Raw genomic sequence first — 19,225 nt, 5'->3', positions numbered from 1 at the left:
GGGCGTGACTTTGTCGGCCGTCGGCACTACATGTCCCCCGACAGCACGACGACATCAGCCCCCACAGATCGAGGCCCGCGCGATGCAACCTTTCCTGGCCCATCCGTTCGATTCGGACCGTCTGCACGAGGAGTGCGGCATCTTTGGCGCGATCGGCGTGGTCGATGCCTCGAACTTCGTGGCCCTGGGGCTGCACGCGCTGCAGCACCGCGGACAGGAAGCGGGCGGCATCGTCGCCCACCATCCCGACTTCGGCTTCAACAGCGCCCACCGGTTCGGCTATGTCCGTGACAATTTCACGAAGCCCGACCTGATGGCGACGCTGCCGGGACAGCTGGCCATCGGCCATGTCCGCTATTCCACCGCCGGGACCAAGGCCAACACCGCGATCCGCGACGTGCAGCCGTTCTTCGGCGAGTTCCACATGGGCGGCTGCGCGATCGCGCATAACGGCAACATCACCAATGCCGCCGCCCTGCGCCGCGAACTGATCGAGCGCGGCTCGATCTTCCAGTCGTCGTCGGACAGCGAATGCATCATCCACCTGATGGCCCGGTCGATCCAGCGCAACATCCCCGAGCGGATGAAGGACGCGCTGCGCCGGGTCGAGGGCGCGTTCAGCGTCATCGCCATGACCCGCACCAAGCTGATCGGCGTCCGCGACGCCCCTGGGCGTGCGTCCACTGGTGCTGGGCCGCGTGGGCGAGGACGGGTACGTCCTGGCCTCAGAAACCTGCGCGCTGGACATCATCGGCGCCGAATTCCTGCGCGAGATCGAGCCCGGAGAGATGGTTGTCATCTCCAAGGGCCAGATCGAATCGTCGCGGCCCTTTGGCCCGTCGACCGGGCGCTTCTGCATCTTCGAACACGTGTATTTCTCGCGACCCGATTCGATCATCGGCGGCCGGTCGGTCTATGAGACCCGCCGCCAGATCGGCGTGGAACTGGCCCGTGAGGCACCGGTCGAGGCCGACCTGGTCTGCCCGGTCCCCGACAGCGGCACGCCTGCGGCGATCGGCTTTGCGCAGGAATCGGGCATTCCCTATGGCATGGGGATCATCCGCAACCAGTACATGGGCCGCACCTTCATCGAGCCCACCGACCAGATCCGCAACATGGGCGTCCGGCTGAAGCTGAACGTGAACCGGGCACTGATCCGCGGCAAGCGGGTCGTTCTGGTTGACGACAGCGTGGTCCGCGGCACCACCAGCCGCAAGATCAAGGACATGATCCTCGATGCGGGTGCAGCCGAGGTGCATTTCCGGATCGCGTCGCCCCCGACGGCCTGGCCCTGCTTCTATGGCGTGGACACTCCCGACCGCGACAAGCTGCTGGCGGCGAACATGTCGCCGGAACAGATGCGCGAATGGATCGGCGTCGACAGCCTGTCCTTCGTGTCGCTGGACGGACTGTACCGCGCGGCGGGCGAGGCCGCGGGCCGCGACCCGCAGGCGCCTCGCTATTGCGACGCCTGTTTTTCGGGCGACTATCCGGTGGCGCCCTTCGATCAGCTGGAGCGCGGCTTCCGCATGAAGGTCGGATCCGAGACCGCGGTCAAGCAAGCCGCCGAGTAGGTGCGTCCCGCGACGGGCCGGGGGGCCAGCCCCCCGGACCCCCCGCCGTGGTTCCGCATCAGCCGACGATCCGCTCCAGCGGGTCGTACCGCGCAGTGCCATCTCCCCAGATCGCATCCCCCCAGCATATCGGGCTTGTGCCGCAGCGTGGTCAGCTCGGCACGGGTGACCCATCGCGCACGATTCACGACGCCTTCGGGATCGGTCAGCGTCGGCACGTCAGGCCCTGTCAGCGTGGCGCGGAAATGCACCTCGACCTGGTGAAACCGCCGGGAGGGGTCGTGGAATTCGTTCACCAGGAAGGGATCCCCGACGGCGATGCTCAGGCCCGTCTCCTCCAAAACCTCGCGCGCCAGATTGTCGGGCAGCGAGGCTTGCGGTTCGACCCCGCCGCCCGGCAGGCACCACAGGTCGGACTGCTGCACCGGATAGGCATTCACCACCAGCACGCGATCGCGATGCAGGATCGCGGCACGCACCGCCAGTCGGATCATCCGGCGATCCGGTTCACATGGCCCATCTTGCGGCCCGGCCGCGCCTGCCCCTTGCCATAGAGGTGAACCTGCGTCCGCGGCTGTGCCAGCAGCGCGGCCACACGGTCCATGTCGTCGCCGATCAGGTTCTCCATCACCACGTCCAAATGGCGCTTGCCGTCGCCCAGGGGCAGTCCTGCCACGGCGCGGATATGCTGTTCGAACTGATCGACCGCGCAACCGGCCTGCGTCCAGTGGCCGGAATTGTGCACGCGGGGCGCGATCTCGTTCACGATCAGTCCCTCCGGGGTCACGAACAGCTCGACCCCCAGCACGCCGACATAATCCAGCGCGTTGGCGATGCGCGCGGCGATCAGCACCGCGTCGGTGGTCACCCGCCCGGGCAGCCCGCAGGGCACCGTGGTGGTGCGCAGGATGCCGCCCTCATGGACGTTCAGGCCTGGATCGAAGGCCGCCACCTGGCCATCGGTGCCGCGTGCGATGATCACGCTGATCTCGGCAGTGAAATCGACGAACCCCTCCAGGACCGACGGTGCGCCGGTCCAGTCGGCCGGACCCTCTCCGATGCGCACCTGCCCCTTGCCGTCATAGCCCATGCGGCGGGTCTTGAGGATCGACGGGCGACCGATCCGCGCGATGGCGTCGTCCAGCGCGCCCTGATCCGCCACGTCGGCAAAGGGCGCGACGGTCAGGCCGATGTCGGTCAGGAAGGTCTTTTCGGTCAACCGGTCCTGCGACACGGCCAGCGCGCGCCGCCCCGGGCGGATGGGGCGCAGGCTTTCCAGCAGATCCAGTGCGCTGGTCGGCACATTCTCGAATTCATAGGTGATGACGTCGACGCTGTCCGCAAAGGAGCGCAGTGCGGCCTCGTCCTCATAGGGGGCGGTCGTCACGCGCCAGGCGACGTCACCCGCAGGGGCGGCGCCCGGTTCGAAGATGTGACAGCGCAGGCCAAGGCGGCTTGCGGCCGCCGACAGCATCCGGCCCAGCTGGCCGCCGCCCAGGATCCCGATGGTGCGGACCTCAGTCATCGGCGGGCTCCTCGGGGATCGAGGCCGACAGCGCCATGCGCCAGTCGTCCAGCCGCTGCGCCAGTGCCGGGTCGTTCAGCGCCAGGATGCCCGCGGCCATCAGCCCCGCATTGGCGGCACCCGCCGCCCCGATCGCCATCGTGGCGACCGGATAGCCCTTGGGCATCTGCACGATCGAATACAGCGAATCGACACCGGACAGCGCCTTGGTCTGGATCGGCACCCCGATCACCGGGACGCGGGTCTTGGACGCCATCATGCCGGGCAGATGGGCCGCGCCCCCTGCCCCCGCAATGATCACGCGCAGACCACGCCCGACCGCCGACTTGCCATAGTCCCACAGCCGGTCCGGGGTGCGGTGCGCGCTGACGATGCGGGTGTGATAGGGCACGCCCAGTTCGTCCAGGATCTGTGCCGCCTCGCGCATGGTCGGCCAGTCGGACTGGCTGCCCATGATGATTCCCACCGCTTCGGTCATCTGTCGTCCCCGTATTGTGCGCCGCGTGCCTGTCCTAGCGCGGGTCCGCGCGGGTCGCAATCAGGCGATGATGTCGGGGGTCAGCTCATCCTCCAGTCGGGCGATGCGATCCTTTAGCGACAGTTTCTGCTTCTTCAGCCGCTGCAGGGCGACGGAGGCGGTCAGCTGGCCCTGAAGGGCGGCGATGGCCTCGTCCAGGTCGCGATGCTCGCAGCGCAGGGCCGCAAGACGGGCGCGGCTGATCTCGTCGTGGTTCATCGAATGCTGCATGTTCATCGGGCGGGCTCTTGGGAAATGCCGTGGTTCCGACTTATAGCGCGTCGCGCGGCATCTGTTAAGCTGGCATGGACAAACTGCGCGGCTCACGCCATCGTGAGGGCGTGTTCCGGAGGGTTGCCATGTCGCGGCTTGCCACCATCCTTGCGCTGATGATCGCCGGCCCCGCCGCGGGCCAGTCCGATGGCGATGTCACCTGGAACACGGGGCGCCTGCCCGACGGGCCCGGCCACGCCGCCGAGATCGCCTATGAGGGACGCAGGCTCAGCTATGTCTGCCGGCCCGGCGATGAGGGACGGCTGGTGATCGACGGGATGGGACAGACCGATGATCCGATCGTCGTCCTGGTCGACGGACAGCGGATCGCCGTGCCGTCCGACATGACGAACGGCGTCCATTCGATCGCCGCCGATCCCGGATCACAGCTGTTGTCGGCGCTGACCGGGGGGCGGCAGGTCACCCTGCTGGCCGGGCCGGTGACGCTCAGCCTGCCGTTGGAGGGGTCTCGGCGCGCGATCGGACAGGCGATGGAGGCCTGCGACCTTCGGCCCTGACAGCGCGGATCTTGCAAAACGATGCCGTCCTTTCCATATCTTGTGCAGGACAGGGGCCGCCGCAAACGGGGACCCCGGACCTGCAGTCGCTGCAACGCAAAGGGCTGAGATGACGAAGATTTCCTTAGGGGCACATCCCTATCTGCTGGGGTTCGACCAGCTTGAACGCCTGGTGGAACGGGCCTCCAAGGGGGCCGAGGGCTATCCGCCCTATAACATCGAACACCTGCCGCCCGATGCCTTCCGCATCACCCTAGCCGTCGCCGGCTTTGCCGAGGACGACCTGGCCATCACGACCGAGGACCGCCAGCTGGTGATCCGCGGCCGGCAACCCGAACCGGACGACGCCCGCGTCTATCTGCATCGCGGCATCGCCGCCCGCGCCTTTCAGCGCAGCTTCGTGCTGGCTGACGGGGTCGAGGTAACGTCCGCCGCGATGGAAAACGGGCTTCTGCACATCGACCTGCGCCGGGTGAACCCGCAGCAGGTCGTCAAGACCATTCCGATCAGCCGCAAGCAAGGGGATCATCATGGATAGTAAATTCGATTTCGGAGGCGGTACGTCCGCCCAGACCGTCTACATCCGGCAAGTCGCCGCCGCGACCCTGCCCCGCGACGTTCAGGACCAACTGCCCGGCGTTCAGACCCTGTACGCCGTCCACGACACCGACGGCGAACGGCTGGCCCTGGTTCAGGACCGCGCCCTGGCCTTCACCTTGGCGCGCGAGAACGAGCTGCGGCCCGTCAGCGTCCATTAGGCATAGCGCATAAACGCGAAGGACCGCCCATCGGGCGACCAGCAGGGCACGTTCAGCGTGCCCTGTCCACCGAACAGGTCGCACAGCTTGCGCCGTTCCGTCCCGTCAGGCGCCATGATCCACAGGGACACGTCCCGGTCGCGCGGATGTTCCAGCGTCCCGGGCGCATAGGACAGATAGACGACATGGCGCCCGCAGGGCGACGGATGCGGGAACCAGTTCACCGAATAGTCGCGAAAGACCGGCGCGGCGTCCAAGCCATCGACACGCATCTTCCAGATCTGCGCATGACCGGTCGCGTCGCTGTTGAACCAGATCCAGTTGCCACACGCGCTGAAATCGGGACCGTCGTGATGGGCGACGTCCGGGGTCAGCACCCGTTCGCCGCTGCCATCCAGGGCGCAGGTGGCGATCCGCACCACGCGGTCGCCCCGCGCGCAGGCATAGACCAGCCGGTCACCATGCGCGCCGTGCCACCAGCTTGGGCGCTGCGTGCCCACCGGTTGGGTGGCCGCGCCGTCCCAGACATGCATCCCGGCGCCGGTCCCGTCATGTGCGGAAAAGATCACCCGCCCGTCGGGCAGAAAGCCATGGTCGTTGTTGCACCGTTCGGCGCAGCCTGTCTGCAGCGGCTGCAGGCCGTCGGCATCGGCGCGCCAAAGGCGCCCCTCTCCGTTCACAAGAAACCAGCCGTCGGGGTGCCAATTCGGCGCCTCGATCAGCATCGGGGTGGCGCAGGATCACGCGGGACTGCCCGGTGGCGACATCCCAGACCTCCAGGGACGACCGCCAGCTCATGACGTCACCGCCCGGCGGTCACCGCGCCATTGGCGCAGTGCCAGCACCGTCAGGATCGCCGCAAAGACGCAGATCTGATAGGATAGCGCGTGGCCGATGGCCGCGGCATGGTCCTGATCAACGCGCAGGCGGACAAAGAACAGGCTGCTGACGATGGCAATGCCGATGGCCGCGCCGATCTGCTGGAACGCCTGCATGCCGCCCGTCGCGGCCCCCGCGATGCGCCCCGGCACGTCACGCAGCACCAGTTGGAACAGGGGAGAGATCGCCAGACCCATCCCCAGGCCGTTCATCGCCAAAGGCTCGGCCAGCGTACCGGGGCCAAGATCGGCAGGCGGATGGCCCGCCGCGTGGCGCAACCAGATCATCCCGGCCAGCATGACCGCCGCGCCCAGGGCGACCCGCCCCACCAGCGCCCGCGTCCCGAACCGCCCGGTGACATAGCTGCCCAGCATGATGCCCAATGGGAACGGCGCCGTGGCGATGCCCGATTCCAGCGGCGTCAGGCCAAAGCCGGTCTGGAAATAGATGGCCAGGACCAGAAACATTCCCGGAATGGCCGAGAAATGCAGCATCACCACCGTCACCCCGGACAGAAAGCCCCGATCCCGCAGCAACACCATCGGCAGCAGCTGTTCCCGGCCCTCTGCCTCCAGCGCGTGCTGGCGCCGCAGGAACAGCGCCCCGACGGGGATTGCCGCGACCAGGGTGACCAGCGTCCACCACGGCCAGCCCAGCAGCGGTCCCTCTATCATCGGCAGGACGACCAGCGTGATGGCCAGACCGAACAGGCCCACGCCCCACCAGTCGATCGCCATGTCGCGCGACGATTCCAGCCGCGGGATCAGCCAGAACCCCGCCAATACGACCAGCAGCCCCACAGGCAGGTTGACCAGGAAGATGGGCCGCCATTCAAGGCCGTAGAAGTTCCCGCTGATCAGCACGCCGCCCAGCAGCGGCCCCGTGACCGCGCCCAGGCTGATGACCACGCCCGCCAGCGCGAATGCCTTGGCCTTCTGTTCGGGGGGAAAGATCACGTGCATGATCGCCATGACCTGCGGCACCATCATCGCCCCGCCGATGCCCTGCAGCGCACGCGCGCCGATCAGGACGTTGATGTCGGGCGCCAGCCCGCACAGGACGGATGCCAGCGTGAACAGCCCCACGCCCGACAGGAACAGCCGCTTGCGTCCCAGCTTGTCCCCGAAGCGCCCGCAGGGCAGCAGGCCCACCGCAAAGGCCAGCACATAGGCCGCCGAGATCCATTCGATCTGCGTCTCGCTGGCGCCAAGATCGGTGCGGATCGAGGGCAACGCCACGTTGACGATGCTGACATCGATCAGGTTCATGAAATTGCCCATCAGCAACAGCACGGTTGCTGCCCAGGGGTTGACGCCCTTGGGCGGGCTGGCGGGATGGGGCATCGGGCAACTCCGTTGACGGTCAGCGCGGAACCATCCGCAGGCGCGCAAGGTTCCGGACGCCAAACGGCCCCGGTGTCGCACCGGGGCCGTTCGTATCACTGCGGCAGGGATCAGGACAGGCCGATCAGGCCCATGCTCTCCAGCTTAAGCAGCACCTGATGGGCGGCGCTGTCCACGTCGATGTCGGTCGTGTCGACGCGCAGTTCGGGGTTGGCCGGTTCTTTCATAGGGATCGGAAATTCCGGTGAACTCCTTGATCTTGCCTTCCCGCGCCAGCTTGTAGAGGCCCTTGCGGTCGCGGCGTTCGCATTCCTCCAGGGGCGTGGCGACATGGACCTCGACGAAGGCGCCGCCGGCCTCGACCATCTCGCGCACGGCGCGGCGGGTCGCGGTATAGGGCGCGATCGGCGCGCAGATCGCGATGCCGCCGTTCTTGGTGATCTCGGACGCGACATAGCCGATGCGCTTGATGTTGATGTCGCGATGCTCCTTGCTGAACCCCAGCTCGGACGACAGGTGCTTGCGGACCACGTCACCGTCCAGCAGCGACACGGGACGACCGCCCATCTCCATCAGCTTGACCATCAGCGCGTTGGCAACCGTCGACTTGCCCGACCCCGACAGGCCGGTGAAGAACACGGTGAAGCCCTGGTTGGCGCGCGGGGGCGAAGTGCGGCGCAGCTGCTGCACGACCTCGGGGAAGCTGAACCATTCCGGGATGTCCAGCCCTTCGCGCAGGCGCCGGCGCAGTTCGGTGCCGCTGATGTCCAGGACGGTGCTGCCCTCGGGGATCTCGTTCGCGGGGAAATACTGCGCCTTTTCCTGCACATAGACCATGTGCTTGAAGTCGACCATCTCGACGCCGATTTCCGACTGGTGGGCCTTGAACAGCTCCTGCGCGTCATAGGGGCCATAGAAGTCCTGGCCCTGGCTGTTCTTGCCGGGTCCGGCATGGTCGCGGCCGACGATGAAGTGGGTCACGCCGTGGTTGGCCCGGATCAGGCCGTGCCATACCGCCTCGCGCGGGCCGGCCATGCGCATCGCCAGGTTCAGCAGCGACAGGTTGGTGGTGGCCGCCGGATACTTGTCCAGCACCGCCTCGTAGCAGCGGACGCGGGTGAAGTGGTCGACATCGCCCGGCTTGGTCATGCCGACGACCGGATGGATCAGCAGGTTCGCCTGAGCCTCGCGGGCGGCACGGAAGGTCAGCTCCTGGTGCGCACGGTGCAGCGGGTTGCGGGTCTGGAACGCGACGACGCGGCTCCAGCCCAGCTTCTTGAACATGGTGCGCAGTTCGTTGGGCGTGTTGCGGCGGGCGCGGAAATCGTAATGCGTCGGCGCCTGCAGACCCTTGACCGGGCCGCCCAGATAGACCGGGCCCGCGACGTTGTGCAGATAGTTCACCGCCGGATGCGCCAGGTCGTCGGCGCCGAACACCTTCTCGGCCTCCAGCGCCTTGTTGGGAACCCATTTGTCGGTCAGCGACATGATCGCCAGGATCACGCCCTCCTGGTCGCGCAGGGCGATGTCGGTGCCCGGCTCCAGCCCTTCGGCGAACTTTTCGGAGACGTCCAGCGTGATGGGCATCGGCCACAGCGCGCCCGACGTCAGGCGCATGTCGCTGACGACGCCGTCATAGTCGGCTTGGGTCAGAAAGCCCTTCAGCGGGTTGAAGCCGCCGTTCATCAGCAGCTCCAGATCGCAGATCTGGCGCGGCGTCAGGTCCCAGCTGGGCATCCGCCCGGCATCGTCCTTGAGCGCGGCGGCCGACGCCTCGGAGACATAGAGTTCGGGAATGGGGGCATGCTTGGGCAGGGTCATGGTCACGACTCGTGGGTTGCGCAGAAACGGATCAACACGCGACCCTGCGGGGATCGCGCGACTCGAGGCGACGCATAGCCCCCATGAAAGCGATATTCAAGTCTGGGAAAACGCTTTTCGCTTCGGGCGTGCCGCGGGGAACCCGACCACACGCGTCACGTTGGGTCCGCGAACCGCAACGACAGGAGCGCATGATGACCGACCAGACCACCGCAAGCCAGGAAGAGCAGCGCGCCTTGTCCCAGGATGAACTGGAGCTGGCGAACCAGACCCGACAACCTGCCTTGGGCCGTTTGTCCGACAAGGAATTGTCCGATCTGGTGGGGCTGCTGCGCGTCCGTCGAAACCGCGCGCGCGACATTGCGGCCCGCCAAGGGCGCGAGGCGCGCGGAAAGGCCGGGCCCAAGGGCACAAACCCTGCGGCCGGCAACGCGGGCACGCGCAACAAGGCCGAGTTCCTGACCGCCGCCTTGAACCGGGCGACGGTCGAACGCGAACGGCGCGAAGGCGATGCCGATCCCAGCCAGAAGGATCTGGCCGAGAAAGCTGCAGCACTGAAGGACGACGCCACCAACGCGATGATGGAGACCGGTGGACCGCTGCACCCGAACGACCCCGATGCCGATCCCGGCAAGGCCGGCTTGGCAGAGACGCAGCGTGAGGCCGCACCGTCGGGTGCCTTGGATCACGCGGGCGAGCTGCCGGCCCGCGAACGCTCGCGCGAGCGCGGCTGAGCCGTCAGTAGATGACGGCGACCCGCTGCTCAGGCTCCAGCTCGACCTCGCCCTGAGCCTCGAGGAAATGCGCAGCATCCAGCGCGGCCATGCATCCCATGCCGGCGCTGGTCACAGCCTGACGATAGATGTGATCGGTCAGGTCGCCCGCCGCGAACACGCCCGGAATCGAGGTGCGCGTGCTGCCCGCCTCGACCTTGACGTAACCGCCGTTGTGCAGCTCCAGCTGATCCTTGACCAATTCGCTGGCAGGTGCATGACCGATCGCCACGAACACGCCGTCAGCCTTGATCATCTGCGTTGTTCCATCGACAAGGTTACGCAGAGTGGCACCGCTGACGCCGACCGGCGTCTCGGTGCCCGTGACCTCTGCCAGTTCGCTGTTCCAAATCACCTCGACCTTGGGATGGGCGAACAAGCGGTTTTGCAGGATCTTCTCGGCCCGCAGGCTGTCGCGGCGGTGAACCAACGTCACCTTGCTGGCGAACTTGGTCAGGAACAGCGCCTCCTCGACCGCGGTGTTCCCGCCGCCGATCACCACGACCTCGCGATTGCGATAGAAGAACCCGTCACAGGTGGCGCAGGCACTGACGCCGAAACCCTTGAACTTCTCCTCGGACGGCAGGCCAAGCCAGCGCGCCTGCGCCCCCGTGGCCAGGATCACCGCGTCTGCGGTGACCACCCGACCGCTGTCGCAGGTCGCCGTGAAGGGACGCTTCTGCAGGTCCAGCGCGGTCACAAGATCGGTCACGATCTCGGCACCCATTGCACGGGCGTGTGTCTCCATCTTGACCATCAGGTCGGGGCCTTGGATTTCGGTGTCGCCGGGCCAGTTCTCCACTTCGGTGGTGATGGTCAGCTGCCCGCCGGGCTGCATCCCCTGGATCAGCATCGGCTCCAGCATGGCGCGGGAGGCGTAGACGGCGGCGGTGTATCCCGCCGGGCCCGATCCCACGATCAAAAGTTTCACATGGCTGCGTTCGGTCATCTTGCGCCCCTTTCGCGGTTTGTGCATGAGGTAGTCCCTCATGCGCCGGACTGCAACGCATCCCCGCCACGGACCGACGTCGATAAGATTGTTGCGCCGGACGGGGCGGCATTGTAGTTTCCGGCAACGCCAAGACCTGACAGAAGAAAGACAACCATGGCCGGCGCCAAATTGGACGACATTGACCGCAAGATACTGGCCGAACTTCAGGCCGACGGGCGCATGACCAATGTCGAACTGGCCCGCCGGGTGGGCATTTCGGCGCCGCCCTGCCTGCGCCGCGTCCGCACGCTGGAGGAGCTGGGCTATATCCGCGGATACCATGCCGACATCGACGCCCGCGAACTGGGGTTCGAGGTGCAGGTGTTTGCCATGGTCCGCCTTGCGTCACAATCCGAACGCGACCTGTCGGCCTTCGAGGCGCTGGTCCAGGAATGGCCGCTGGTCCGCGAATGCCACATGCTGAACGGAGAGATCGATTTCATCCTGAAATGCATCTCTCCGGACCTGTCGACCTTCCAGCGCTTCCTGACCAACAGCCTGACCGCCGCGCCGAACGTGGCATCGGTCAAGACGTCGCTGGTGATCCGGGGCGCCAAGGACGAACCCGCCGTCCCCTTCGAGATCGTCGAGGAACGCGTCCGCGAAGCAGGCTGATCCTTGCGCAGGCTGGCCCGCCTGACGCTGCTGATCTGGTCGCTGGCGACGGTCGCGGTGACGGGCTGGATGCTGTCTCAGAACCCCTTTGCCGCACCGCTGGTCGATCGCGGCCTGGATCAGGCCCGTGCGGCCCTGATGCGCGCCGTGGCCGACCGCGCGACCCCGGACTGGCTGATCCCCCGCCTGACCGCCGCGCTGAATGCAGGCGACCGCCAGCGGGTGCAGATGCTGATGGATCTGGCCCGCGATCAGGGCATGCCGCTGCCACCCGACCTGCGCGCCCGTGCCGACGCCGCGCTGGCGGTTGGCATGCTGGACACGCTGTCCGATTGCGGCACCTGCATGCGCGACGTGACCGCCTGTCCCAGCCTGTCGCTGGTCGCCGCCTGCACCCTGCCGTTCGAACTGTCGCCCGCAGGCGATGCCGCCGCGCTGATCCGGCAGGGCGGCACCTGGGCTACCGGAGGCGACCCCGACGGCATCGAGGCTGCGCTGGCGACCCTGGGCCTTGCCGCGACCGCCAGTACGTTGATCACGGCGGGCAGCAGCCTGTCGATCAAGGGCGCGGCCACCACGCTGCGCGTCGCGCGTCGCGCCGATGCGCTGTCGCCCGGCATGACACGCGCGCTGTCAGCCGCGGCGCGCAGCCCGGCCCCGGCACGGGCCCTGTCCGGCATCGCCGGTGATCTGCGGACGATCGGGCGACAGGCCTCGGTTCCCGAACTGCTGCCGATCATTCGGTTGGCCGACGATCCGGACGACCTGCGCCGCCTTGCGCGTCTGTCGGAAGCCGCGGGGCCGGACACCACCCGCGTCCTGACAGTGCTGGGCAAATCCGACAGCCTGCGCCTGATGCGGCGCCTGGCCGATGCCGCCATGGCCGCAGCAGCCCTGATCGCGCTGGTCCTGGGACAGATGGCGGCGTTGCTGGGCGCCGGGATTCAGATGGCCCTGCGCCGCGGCCTGCGCCCGAACCCTGCGCGGCGGATGCCGCCTCCGTTGCGTTCAGTTGCGTTCGGGGGCTAGAGCGAGATGGCGCTGATCAGCCGACCGTAATCGGCCTGGCCCTCATGCGTGGACCGGCGATAGCTGAAGAAGCGGTCGGGGTCCGAATAGGTGCAGTGCCGCGACCATTCCGCCTGCACGCCAGCTGCGCGCAGGCGTGACAGCCCGAACGCGGGAAGGTCGAACATCGGCCGACCATTCGGACCGCCGGAAAAGAACCGGTCATTGGCCGTATCGTCAGCCAGAAACTCATCCATGAATTCGGGACTGACCTCATAGGCGCGCTGGCTGATCGTGGGACCGATCACCGCGCGGATGTCGGTCGCGCCCAGATCGCGCATGGCAGCCACCGTCGCCTCGATCACGCCAGCGATGGCGCCGCGCCAACCGGCGTGACAGGCGCCGACGACGCCGGCCGCGGCATCGGCCAGCAGCACGGGCTGGCAATCGGCGGTCAGCACAGCCAGGGCCACGTCGCGCCGGGCGGTGACCAGCCCGTCGGCCTTGATGTCCTTGACCACATTGACATCGTGATCGTCCATTAAGGTGACCACGTCCGCCGAATGGATCTGCTTGACGGTCGCCAGCGGCAGGCCCATCGCGCCCGCAACGCGGGCCCGGTTAACCAGCACCATCTCGCTTTGGTCCGAAGAGCGGCGCCCACAGTTCAGACCTGCGAACAACCCGGAGGATGCCCCACCCTTTCGCGTGAAAAATCCGTGCCTAACGTCGTAAAGCAACGGGTGGGTCAGGATCTCAAGCGTGGTCTGCATGGGCCTCCAGCGCGACAAATCCGGGCACGGGCGGCGCGCCCTTGGGCCAGATCGCGATTACCTTGAACAAGTGACCCATTTCGTCGGGGTGGGTCAAGCGCCGAAGCGCGGCCATCGCGCCCCCGTCACCCGCAGCGGCAAGCCGGGCGGCCCGTGCTTCGGCCCCCAGGGCGCGCAGCCAATCGCCCTGCCGCACCGGACGCGACGCCACCGCCCCGCCCCGGATGGCCGCAGCTGCCAAAAGCGCGAAGTCAACATGCGCCGTCAGGTCGGCCTGCCCCGGATGCGCCAGCGGATCTTCGGGGGCATGGTTGCGCAGAGCCTGAAACGTGTCGCCGAAGCCGTTCCACCCGCCATAATCGATCAGGATCGCGCAGCCGCCATGGGTCGCGATGTGGCGGGCAGCGGCCTCGACAAAGGCCGCGCCTTCGGGACATTCCTCGACGATGTCGCCCAAGGACCCCGTCCGGGCCAGCGACACGACGGGGCCAAGTCCCATGCGCAGACCATCATCCGACAGCCCGACCAGACGCTCTCTCCAGCCATCGTCGGTCCGCTGGTACTGACGGATCGGGAGGGCGTCGATGAACTCGTTTCCGATCATAAACAAAGGTTTGGAACCTATATCCTCGATCCGGTCGAGATGCGTGAGGGGACCAAGGCGATCGCGCTGAACGCCGCGCAGATGCGGCGAGGCCTCGATCAGGGCAACGTCGGCGGCCTGGTGCAGGCCTGGCACCTGCCGCATCGCGCGCAGCATGTCGGCCATCAGCGTCCCGCGGCCCGGTCCCGGCTCGACCAAGGCGAACGGGGCCGGGGCACCCTGGTCCAGCCAAGCCTGCGCCAGCGCAAGGCCGCACAGTTCGCCGAACATCTGGTGGATCTCCGGGGCGGTCGTGAAATCACCCGCGATGCCGAAGGGATCGCGCGTCGCATAATAGCCGTGACGACTGTCCATCAGGCAGACCTGCATGTACTCGGCCAGGCTGATCGGCCCCGTCGCGCGGATGCGCGCCGCGATGATCGCGGCCAGCGGCGTCATGCGGCGACAGGCGGGCGGCGCCGCGCATAAGCCACCAGCGCCAGCCCGATCAGGACCATCGGCAGCGACAGCGTCTGCCCCATCGTCAGGCCGATTACAGGGCCGCCCAGGACGTGGCCAAGCGGGTTGTCCGGCGTGATGAACTGGGCATCGGCGACGCGGAACAGTTCGACGAACATGCGCGCAAGCCCATAGCCGGCAAGGAAAACCCCGAACGCAAGGCCCGGACGGCGCAGCCCCCCGGCGCGGACCAGGACCAGCAGGATCAGGCCCAGCAGCAGGCCCTCAAGTCCCGCCTCGTACAACTGGCTGGGGTGGCGGGCGCAGGGTCCGACGATGCCGGGACAGGTCTGCGCCGCCTCGCCGGGAAAGACCACGCCCCACGGCAGGTCGGTGGGGCGGCCCCACAGTTCGGCGTTGATGAAGTTGGCGATGCGCCCGAAGAAGATGCCGATCGGCGCCACGACGGCCATCGCGTCGGCCAGCCGCAGGACGGGCACGCCCTGGCTGCGCGACCAGGCCCAGGTCGCCACGATCACGCCGGCAAAGCCGCCGTGAAAGCTCATCCCGCCCTGCCAGACCTGCAGGATCTGCCCGGGGTTCGACAGATAATAGGCGGGCTCGTAGAACAGCACGAACCCCAGACGCCCGCCCAGGATCACCCCCAGGATGACCCAGGTCAGCAAGTCGTCGACCCGGTCGGGCGCTGTGGGCGGCGTGCCGCCCCACAGCGCGGGACGGCGCATCATCGCGACGATCAGCCGCCAGCCCAGGATCAGGCCGGCCAGATAGGCCAGCGCATACCAGCGCAGCGAGAACGAGAACCCGCCCAGGGTGATCGTGAAGATTTCGGGGGCGATGTCGGGAAACGGGATCATGAGGCCTCGGGTCTGCGATTTGCCGCGCACGCTAGTCGCCAAAGCCGCACTGTCAACATTGAACCCGGGACCGCACCGGACCATATAGGACGCAACGCAAGACAGAAGGGCACCGCCAGATGACCACCCAGAACCGTTTCTTCGACGACATGTCCAAGCTGATGACCAATGCGATGGGCGTGGCCCAAGGCGCCCGCAGCGAGGCCGAGACGGCCATGAAGGGCTGGATTGACCGCTGGCTGGCCGACCGCGACTTTGTCACCCGCGAGGAGTTCGAGGCCGTGCGCGAGATGGCGATCAAGGCCCGCACCGAGAATGCCGAACTGAAGGCGCGGCTGGACGCCCTGTCCGCGGGTGCCGACAAGCCTCAGGGCTGAAGCACCGTCTGTCCCATCAGCGTTCCCGCGCGGTCATAGACCAGCACCCGGTCGTCCGTCGTCAGCACGACGATCCGATCGGTCGCGAAGGTCACCGCGCGGGTTTGCGCATCTTGGGGCAGCGTGATCGCATCTGGCAGTTCGGGCAGCACGGGCTGGTTCAGCCGCACCCACAGCAGCGCCACGACCGCGATCATCCCCACCCCCATGACCAGCGTCAGCCCCGTCACCAGCGTCTTTAGAAAGCGCAGTTCCGGGACGGCTTTCGCCGCCACCTTCCAATCGGTATCATCCTGCGCCATGTCGATCCTTTCCGTGACCATTCCGGCCAACCCGCCCGACCGACTTGATAAGGCGCTTGCCATGGCGGTGCCAGAGGATGCGGCCCTGTCGCGGTCGCGCCTGGCGCGGCTGATCGCCGACGGTGCTGTAAGCGGTCCGGATGGCCCCGCACGCGACGTCAAGGCGCGCGTCGCCGAGGGTCAGGAATACCGCATCGCCCTGGCCCCGCCCGAGCCTGTCGAGACGCGGGCCGAGGCCATTCCGCTGGTCATCGCGCATGAGGATGATGACCTGATCGTGATCGACAAGCCCGCCGGGATGGTCGTCCATCCCGCGCCGGGCAGCCCCACCGGCACGCTGGTCAATGCGCTGCTGGCCCATTGCGGCGATTCGCTGTCGGGCATCGGGGGTGAAAAGCGCCCCGGCATCGTGCACCGCATTGACAAGGACACGTCGGGCCTGCTGGTCGTCGCCAAGTCGGACCGTGCGCATCACGGTCTTGCCGCCCAGTTCGAGGCGCACACCGCCAACCGGCGCTATCTTGCGCTGGCGCATGGGGCGATCGACGCGGCCGATCCGCGTTTGCGTGGCACGCCCGGCGTCTCGTTCGAGGAAGGGCTGGTGCTGCGGATCGCCACGCACCTGTCGCGCCACCCGACCGACCGCCAACGTCAGGCGGTCTTTGCCGACAAGGGCCGGCATGCCGTAACCCGCGCACGACTGCTAGAACGGTTCGGCACGCCGCCTTCGGCCATGCTGGTGGAATGCCGGTTGGAAACGGGGCGCACCCACCAGATCCGGGTGCACATGGCCCATTGCGGCCTGGGGCTGATCGGCGATCCGGTCTATGGCGGGTCGCGACGCGCCTCTGCCAAGGCGCTTGGCACAGCTGCAGCAGCGGTCCAGGCGTTTTCCCGACAGGCGTTGCACGCCGCGCATCTGGGGTTCGTCCATCCGGTGACCGGGGTCGAGATGGGGTTCGACAGTCCCCTGCCTGACGACATGCAGGCCCTTCTGGACGCCCTTCGCACCGCCCCTTGACGAAAGCGTGAGCCGACCACACATGACACTGCCCGCGCGGATGCGGCATTCTGTCCCGGAACCGGGCTGTTCGACGCTGCGTTAACCGGTCTCTGCGAAAGGCGAACATCATGGCGACTTATGGAAATCTTCCCGCCCCAAGCCCGGAACAGGGTCTGAACCGCTATCTGCAGGAGATCCGCAAGTTTCCGCTGCTGGAACCCGAACAGGAATACATGCTGGCCAAGGCATGGGCCGATCATGAGGACAGCGATGCCGCGCATCAGCTGGTCACAAGTCACCTGCGTCTGGCCGCAAAGATCGCGATGGGCTATCGCGGCTATGGCCTGCCGCAGGCAGAGGTGATCAGCGAGGCGAATGTCGGCCTGATGCAGGCGGTCAAGCGGTTTGACCCGGAACGAGGCTTCCGCCTTGCAACCTATGCGATGTGGTGGATCCGTGCGTCGATCCAGGAATACATCCTGCGGTCTTGGTCGCTGGTCAAGATGGGCACCACAAGCGCACAGAAGAAGCTGTTCTTCAACCTCCGCAAGGCCAAGTCTAAGATCGGCGCCCTGGAGGAAGGCGATCTTCGTCCCGAGAATGTCGCGCAGATCGCCACTGAACTGAACGTCACCGAAAAAGAGGTCGTCGACATGAACCGCCGGCTTTCCGGTGGTGACGCCTCGCTGAATGCGCAGGTCGGGTCGGGCGACGGCGAATCGTCGGCGCAGTGGCAGGACTGGCTGGAGGACACGAACGCCAATCAGGCCGAGGCCTATGCGGAATCCGAGGAGCTGGACACCCGACGCCAGATGCTGATCGACGCGATGGATGCACTCAATGAGCGTGAGAAGGACATTCTGATGGAGCGTCGTCTGCGTGACGATCCGATGACACTGGAGGATCTGTCCAGCCGCTACAGCGTATCGCGCGAACGCATCCGCCAGATCGAGGTGCGCGCGTTCGAGAAGCTGCAGGAACGGATGCGCACCCTGGCCCGCGACAAGGGCATGCGGATCGCCGATACGGTCGAGTGACCCGCGCCGCATTGACGCAACGCGGCGCGTCGCTATGGTCTGGGCACCCTGCAGGACGACCCTAGACCATGCCCGCCCCCGTGACTGCCCTGACTGAATTCCAGCGCCTTGAGGCGCAGGGCTCGTGGCGCGAGACGCCCGAATCACGGCTGCGCGAGGTCATCGTCTCGGTGGGCGCCGCGACTCTGACGATGATGGACCCGAAATCTGACCGACCTCTGTCGCACTGGTCGCTGCCTGCGGTGACGCGGATCAATCCGGGACAGCTGCCCGCGATCTATACCCCAAACGGTCAGGCGCCCGACGAGACCGTCGAGATCGATGATCCGCTGATGATTGAGGGGATCGAACGCGTCCAACGGGCCATCGCCATCCACCGTGCCGTGCCGGGCCGCCTGCGGGGCGTCGTCACGGTGCTGGGCGCGGTGGCAATGCTGGCTGCCCTGACGTTCTGGCTGCCCGACGCGCTGATCCGCCATGCGGCCCGGATCGCTCCCCCTGCGCAGGCGCGAACAATCGGCTTGGCCGTGCTGGCCGATCTGGAGCACAGCGCCGGTGCCGTCTGCCGTCGGCGGTCGGGCCAGCAGGTGCTGGACTGGATCGCACCCCAGTTGATCGGCGACCAGGCCCTGGTGCAGGTCGTGCCCGCGCCGCTGAACGGGGCGCGTCGCCTGCCGGGTGATCTTTATGTGCTGGGCAACGACCTGCTGGCCACCACCCCCGGGCCCGAAGCCTCTGCCGGTCACCTCATCGCCGCCCGTCTGGCGGTCGCGGACAAGCAGGCGACGCTGGATGCGCTGCGGCATGCGGGACTGATGAACTCACTGCGTCTGATGACTCTTGGGACGCTGTCCCGCGACGCGATGCAGGGCTATGGAGAGACGCTGCTGTCGCAGTCTTTGCCCCGGCCCGACCTGGCCACCCTGCCCCCGGCCTTTGCGGAACGCGGGCTGTCGACCGAACCCTATGCGCGCAGCATCGATCCGACCGGCGCCGCCGTCCTGCCACTGATCGAGGCCGACCCGATCCGTCAGGGAACCACGCCTGCCCGCCTGCTGACCGACGAACAGTGGCTGGCGCTGCAGCAGATCTGCGCGGGCTGACGCCCCCTTAGACGAACTGTTCGCGCAGCAGGCGTTCGTCCAGCCCATGGCCCGGATCGAACAGCAGGCGGTGACGGATGTCGTCGGCGCTGCGGATTTCGACCTGCGTCACGTG

General features: G+C 67.2%; 20 protein-coding genes and 4 pseudogenes. 11 read left to right on the top strand and 13 right to left on the bottom strand.

The window, feature by feature from the left end; genetic code table 11:
* Positions 1-82 precede the first annotated feature (82 nt).
* Positions 83-1,574: pseudogene (gene purF, locus F1642_RS13615) on the top strand (amidophosphoribosyltransferase).
* Positions 1,575-1,632: 58 nt separating this feature from the next.
* Here the strand turns inward: purF and F1642_RS13610 are convergent.
* The 4 genes and pseudogenes from F1642_RS13610 to F1642_RS13595 form a co-directional block, all read right to left on the bottom strand.
* Positions 1,633-2,068, bottom strand: a pseudogene (locus F1642_RS13610) (NUDIX domain-containing protein).
* Complete coding sequence (locus tag F1642_RS13605; protein ID WP_194886467.1) at positions 2,065-3,099, bottom strand: 5-(carboxyamino)imidazole ribonucleotide synthase; 1,035 nt, start codon at positions 3,097-3,099, stop codon at positions 2,065-2,067. Before F1642_RS13605 ends, F1642_RS13610 begins: the two are co-directional and overlap by 4 nt.
* Positions 3,092-3,577, bottom strand: coding sequence for a 5-(carboxyamino)imidazole ribonucleotide mutase (gene purE, locus F1642_RS13600; protein WP_045983048.1), 486 nt, complete (start codon positions 3,575-3,577; stop codon positions 3,092-3,094). The genes F1642_RS13605 and purE overlap by 8 nt, the downstream gene beginning before the upstream one ends.
* A 60-nt stretch (positions 3,578-3,637) precedes the next feature.
* Positions 3,638-3,853: a YdcH family protein gene (locus F1642_RS13595; RefSeq protein WP_045983047.1), complete on the bottom strand. Its 216-nt coding sequence runs from the start codon at positions 3,851-3,853 to the stop codon at positions 3,638-3,640.
* 122 nt (positions 3,854-3,975) lie between these two features.
* On the opposite strand from F1642_RS13595, the gene F1642_RS13590 reads away from it, so the two are divergent.
* From F1642_RS13590 to F1642_RS13580, 3 genes are all read left to right on the top strand, one after another.
* On the top strand, positions 3,976-4,407 hold the full coding sequence (locus tag F1642_RS13590; RefSeq protein ID WP_194886466.1) for a hypothetical protein: 432 nt from the start codon (positions 3,976-3,978) through the stop codon (positions 4,405-4,407).
* Between the two features lie 109 nt (positions 4,408-4,516).
* The gene (locus F1642_RS13585) at positions 4,517-4,945 is read left to right on the top strand and encodes an Hsp20 family protein (protein ID WP_045983045.1); all 429 of its coding nucleotides are present in this window, start codon (positions 4,517-4,519) and stop codon (positions 4,943-4,945) included.
* Positions 4,938-5,165 (top strand): DUF1150 family protein, encoded by a 228-nt coding sequence (locus F1642_RS13580; RefSeq protein WP_045999169.1) that lies wholly within the window; start codon positions 4,938-4,940, stop codon positions 5,163-5,165. Before F1642_RS13585 ends, F1642_RS13580 begins: the two co-directional genes overlap by 8 nt.
* Here F1642_RS13580 and F1642_RS13575 read toward each other — a convergent pair.
* The 3 genes and pseudogenes from F1642_RS13575 to F1642_RS13565 form a co-directional block, all read right to left on the bottom strand.
* On the bottom strand, positions 5,162-5,890 hold the full coding sequence (locus tag F1642_RS13575; RefSeq protein WP_206692776.1) for a PD40 domain-containing protein: 729 nt from the start codon (positions 5,888-5,890) through the stop codon (positions 5,162-5,164). The two genes, F1642_RS13580 and F1642_RS13575, sit on opposite strands and share 4 nt — an antisense overlap.
* Before the next feature lie 69 nt (positions 5,891-5,959).
* Entirely contained in the window at positions 5,960-7,387 is a 1,428-nt protein-coding gene (locus tag F1642_RS13570; protein WP_194886465.1) for an MFS transporter, read from the bottom strand.
* A gap of 110 nt (positions 7,388-7,497) precedes the next feature.
* A pseudogene (locus F1642_RS13565) lies at positions 7,498-9,208 on the bottom strand (bifunctional sulfate adenylyltransferase/adenylylsulfate kinase).
* Between the two features lie 194 nt (positions 9,209-9,402).
* Here F1642_RS13565 and F1642_RS13560 point away from each other — a divergent pair.
* Positions 9,403-9,942, top strand: a complete 540-nt coding sequence (locus F1642_RS13560; RefSeq protein WP_194886464.1) for a hypothetical protein — start codon at positions 9,403-9,405, stop codon at positions 9,940-9,942.
* 4 nt (positions 9,943-9,946) lie between these two features.
* Here F1642_RS13560 and trxB read toward each other — a convergent pair whose 3' ends face one another.
* Positions 9,947-10,957, bottom strand: coding sequence for a thioredoxin-disulfide reductase (gene trxB / locus F1642_RS13555; RefSeq protein WP_255522457.1), 1,011 nt, complete (start codon positions 10,955-10,957; stop codon positions 9,947-9,949).
* A 129-nt stretch (positions 10,958-11,086) separates the two neighbouring features.
* Here trxB and F1642_RS13550 point away from each other — a divergent pair, with 129 nt between their 5' ends.
* The gene (locus F1642_RS13550) at positions 11,087-11,587 is read left to right on the top strand and encodes an Lrp/AsnC family transcriptional regulator (protein ID WP_045999164.1); all 501 of its coding nucleotides are present in this window, start codon (positions 11,087-11,089) and stop codon (positions 11,585-11,587) included.
* A gap of 3 nt (positions 11,588-11,590) precedes the next feature.
* Entirely contained in the window at positions 11,591-12,616 is a 1,026-nt protein-coding gene (locus F1642_RS13545) for a hypothetical protein (RefSeq protein WP_194886463.1), read from the top strand.
* Here F1642_RS13545 and pgeF read toward each other — a convergent pair.
* The 3 genes from pgeF to lgt are packed head-to-tail and all read right to left on the bottom strand — an operon-like array spanning position 12,613 to position 15,288.
* Positions 12,613-13,368: a peptidoglycan editing factor PgeF gene (gene pgeF, locus F1642_RS13540; RefSeq protein WP_194886462.1), complete on the bottom strand. Its 756-nt coding sequence runs from the start codon at positions 13,366-13,368 to the stop codon at positions 12,613-12,615. The genes F1642_RS13545 and pgeF overlap by 4 nt on opposite strands.
* Complete coding sequence (locus F1642_RS13535) at positions 13,352-14,410, bottom strand: class I SAM-dependent methyltransferase (protein WP_194886461.1); 1,059 nt, start codon at positions 14,408-14,410, stop codon at positions 13,352-13,354. The genes pgeF and F1642_RS13535 overlap by 17 nt, the downstream gene beginning before the upstream one ends.
* On the bottom strand, positions 14,407-15,288 hold the full coding sequence (gene lgt / locus F1642_RS13530; protein ID WP_045983034.1) for a prolipoprotein diacylglyceryl transferase: 882 nt from the start codon (positions 15,286-15,288) through the stop codon (positions 14,407-14,409). Before lgt ends, F1642_RS13535 begins: the two co-directional genes overlap by 4 nt.
* 119 nt (positions 15,289-15,407) lie before the next feature.
* Here lgt and F1642_RS13525 point away from each other — a divergent pair, with 119 nt between their 5' ends.
* Positions 15,408-15,665 (top strand): accessory factor UbiK family protein, encoded by a 258-nt coding sequence (locus F1642_RS13525; protein WP_045983033.1) that lies wholly within the window; start codon positions 15,408-15,410, stop codon positions 15,663-15,665.
* On the opposite strand, the gene F1642_RS13520 is transcribed toward F1642_RS13525, so the two are convergent.
* A complete protein-coding gene (locus tag F1642_RS13520; RefSeq protein WP_045999159.1) occupies positions 15,656-15,967 on the bottom strand; it encodes a DUF6476 family protein in 312 nt (103 codons plus the stop codon). The genes F1642_RS13525 and F1642_RS13520 overlap by 10 nt on opposite strands.
* Here F1642_RS13520 and F1642_RS13515 point away from each other — a divergent pair.
* The 3 genes from F1642_RS13515 to F1642_RS13505 all read left to right on the top strand — a co-directional run bounded on the left by F1642_RS13515 (position 15,966) and on the right by F1642_RS13505 (position 19,110).
* A complete protein-coding gene (locus F1642_RS13515; protein WP_194886460.1) occupies positions 15,966-16,988 on the top strand; it encodes an RluA family pseudouridine synthase in 1,023 nt (340 codons plus the stop codon). The two genes, F1642_RS13520 and F1642_RS13515, sit on opposite strands and share 2 nt — an antisense overlap.
* A 110-nt stretch (positions 16,989-17,098) precedes the next feature.
* The gene (gene rpoH / locus F1642_RS13510) at positions 17,099-18,007 is read left to right on the top strand and encodes an RNA polymerase sigma factor RpoH (protein WP_045999157.1); all 909 of its coding nucleotides are present in this window, start codon (positions 17,099-17,101) and stop codon (positions 18,005-18,007) included.
* A gap of 68 nt (positions 18,008-18,075) precedes the next feature.
* Positions 18,076-19,110 (top strand): hypothetical protein, encoded by a 1,035-nt coding sequence (locus F1642_RS13505; protein WP_206692775.1) that lies wholly within the window; start codon positions 18,076-18,078, stop codon positions 19,108-19,110.
* Positions 19,111-19,117: 7 nt separating this feature from the next.
* Here F1642_RS13505 and F1642_RS16035 read toward each other — a convergent pair.
* Positions 19,118-19,225 (bottom strand): annotated as a pseudogene (locus F1642_RS16035) (NAD kinase); the annotation flags it as partial.

The sequence above is a fragment of the Paracoccus sp. NBH48 genome (assembly GCF_015390265.1).
GTDB classification, from domain to species: Bacteria; Pseudomonadota; Alphaproteobacteria; order Rhodobacterales; family Rhodobacteraceae; genus Paracoccus; species Paracoccus marcusii.
This window is presented reverse-complemented; position numbering and strand designations above follow the sequence as displayed.

What these genes read in the sequence shown, in the direction of transcription:
- F1642_RS13505 (WP_206692775.1), top strand. Translation starts at nt 18,076, where the DNA reads ATGCCCGCCCCCGTGACTGCCCTGACTGAATTCCAGCGCCTTGAGGCG.
- F1642_RS13575 (WP_206692776.1), bottom strand. Translation starts at nt 5,890, where the DNA reads ATGCTGATCGAGGCGCCGAATTGGCACCCCGACGGCTGGTTTCTTGTG.
- F1642_RS13515 (WP_194886460.1), top strand. Translation starts at nt 15,966, where the DNA reads ATGTCGATCCTTTCCGTGACCATTCCGGCCAACCCGCCCGACCGACTT.
- F1642_RS13525 (WP_045983033.1), top strand. Translation starts at nt 15,408, where the DNA reads ATGACCACCCAGAACCGTTTCTTCGACGACATGTCCAAGCTGATGACC.
- rpoH (WP_045999157.1), top strand. Translation starts at nt 17,099, where the DNA reads ATGGCGACTTATGGAAATCTTCCCGCCCCAAGCCCGGAACAGGGTCTG.
- F1642_RS13570 (WP_194886465.1), bottom strand. Translation starts at nt 7,387, where the DNA reads ATGCCCCATCCCGCCAGCCCGCCCAAGGGCGTCAACCCCTGGGCAGCA.
- F1642_RS13605 (WP_194886467.1), bottom strand. Translation starts at nt 3,099, where the DNA reads ATGACTGAGGTCCGCACCATCGGGATCCTGGGCGGCGGCCAGCTGGGC.
- trxB (WP_255522457.1), bottom strand. Translation starts at nt 10,957, where the DNA reads ATGCACAAACCGCGAAAGGGGCGCAAGATGACCGAACGCAGCCATGTG.
- F1642_RS13585 (WP_045983045.1), top strand. Translation starts at nt 4,517, where the DNA reads ATGACGAAGATTTCCTTAGGGGCACATCCCTATCTGCTGGGGTTCGAC.
- lgt (WP_045983034.1), bottom strand. Translation starts at nt 15,288, where the DNA reads ATGATCCCGTTTCCCGACATCGCCCCCGAAATCTTCACGATCACCCTG.
- purE (WP_045983048.1), bottom strand. Translation starts at nt 3,577, where the DNA reads ATGACCGAAGCGGTGGGAATCATCATGGGCAGCCAGTCCGACTGGCCG.
- F1642_RS13535 (WP_194886461.1), bottom strand. Translation starts at nt 14,410, where the DNA reads ATGACGCCGCTGGCCGCGATCATCGCGGCGCGCATCCGCGCGACGGGG.
- F1642_RS13520 (WP_045999159.1), bottom strand. Translation starts at nt 15,967, where the DNA reads ATGGCGCAGGATGATACCGATTGGAAGGTGGCGGCGAAAGCCGTCCCG.
- F1642_RS13595 (WP_045983047.1), bottom strand. Translation starts at nt 3,853, where the DNA reads ATGAACATGCAGCATTCGATGAACCACGACGAGATCAGCCGCGCCCGT.
- F1642_RS13580 (WP_045999169.1), top strand. Translation starts at nt 4,938, where the DNA reads ATGGATAGTAAATTCGATTTCGGAGGCGGTACGTCCGCCCAGACCGTC.
- F1642_RS13560 (WP_194886464.1), top strand. Translation starts at nt 9,403, where the DNA reads ATGACCGACCAGACCACCGCAAGCCAGGAAGAGCAGCGCGCCTTGTCC.
- F1642_RS13550 (WP_045999164.1), top strand. Translation starts at nt 11,087, where the DNA reads ATGGCCGGCGCCAAATTGGACGACATTGACCGCAAGATACTGGCCGAA.
- pgeF (WP_194886462.1), bottom strand. Translation starts at nt 13,368, where the DNA reads ATGCAGACCACGCTTGAGATCCTGACCCACCCGTTGCTTTACGACGTT.
- F1642_RS13590 (WP_194886466.1), top strand. Translation starts at nt 3,976, where the DNA reads ATGTCGCGGCTTGCCACCATCCTTGCGCTGATGATCGCCGGCCCCGCC.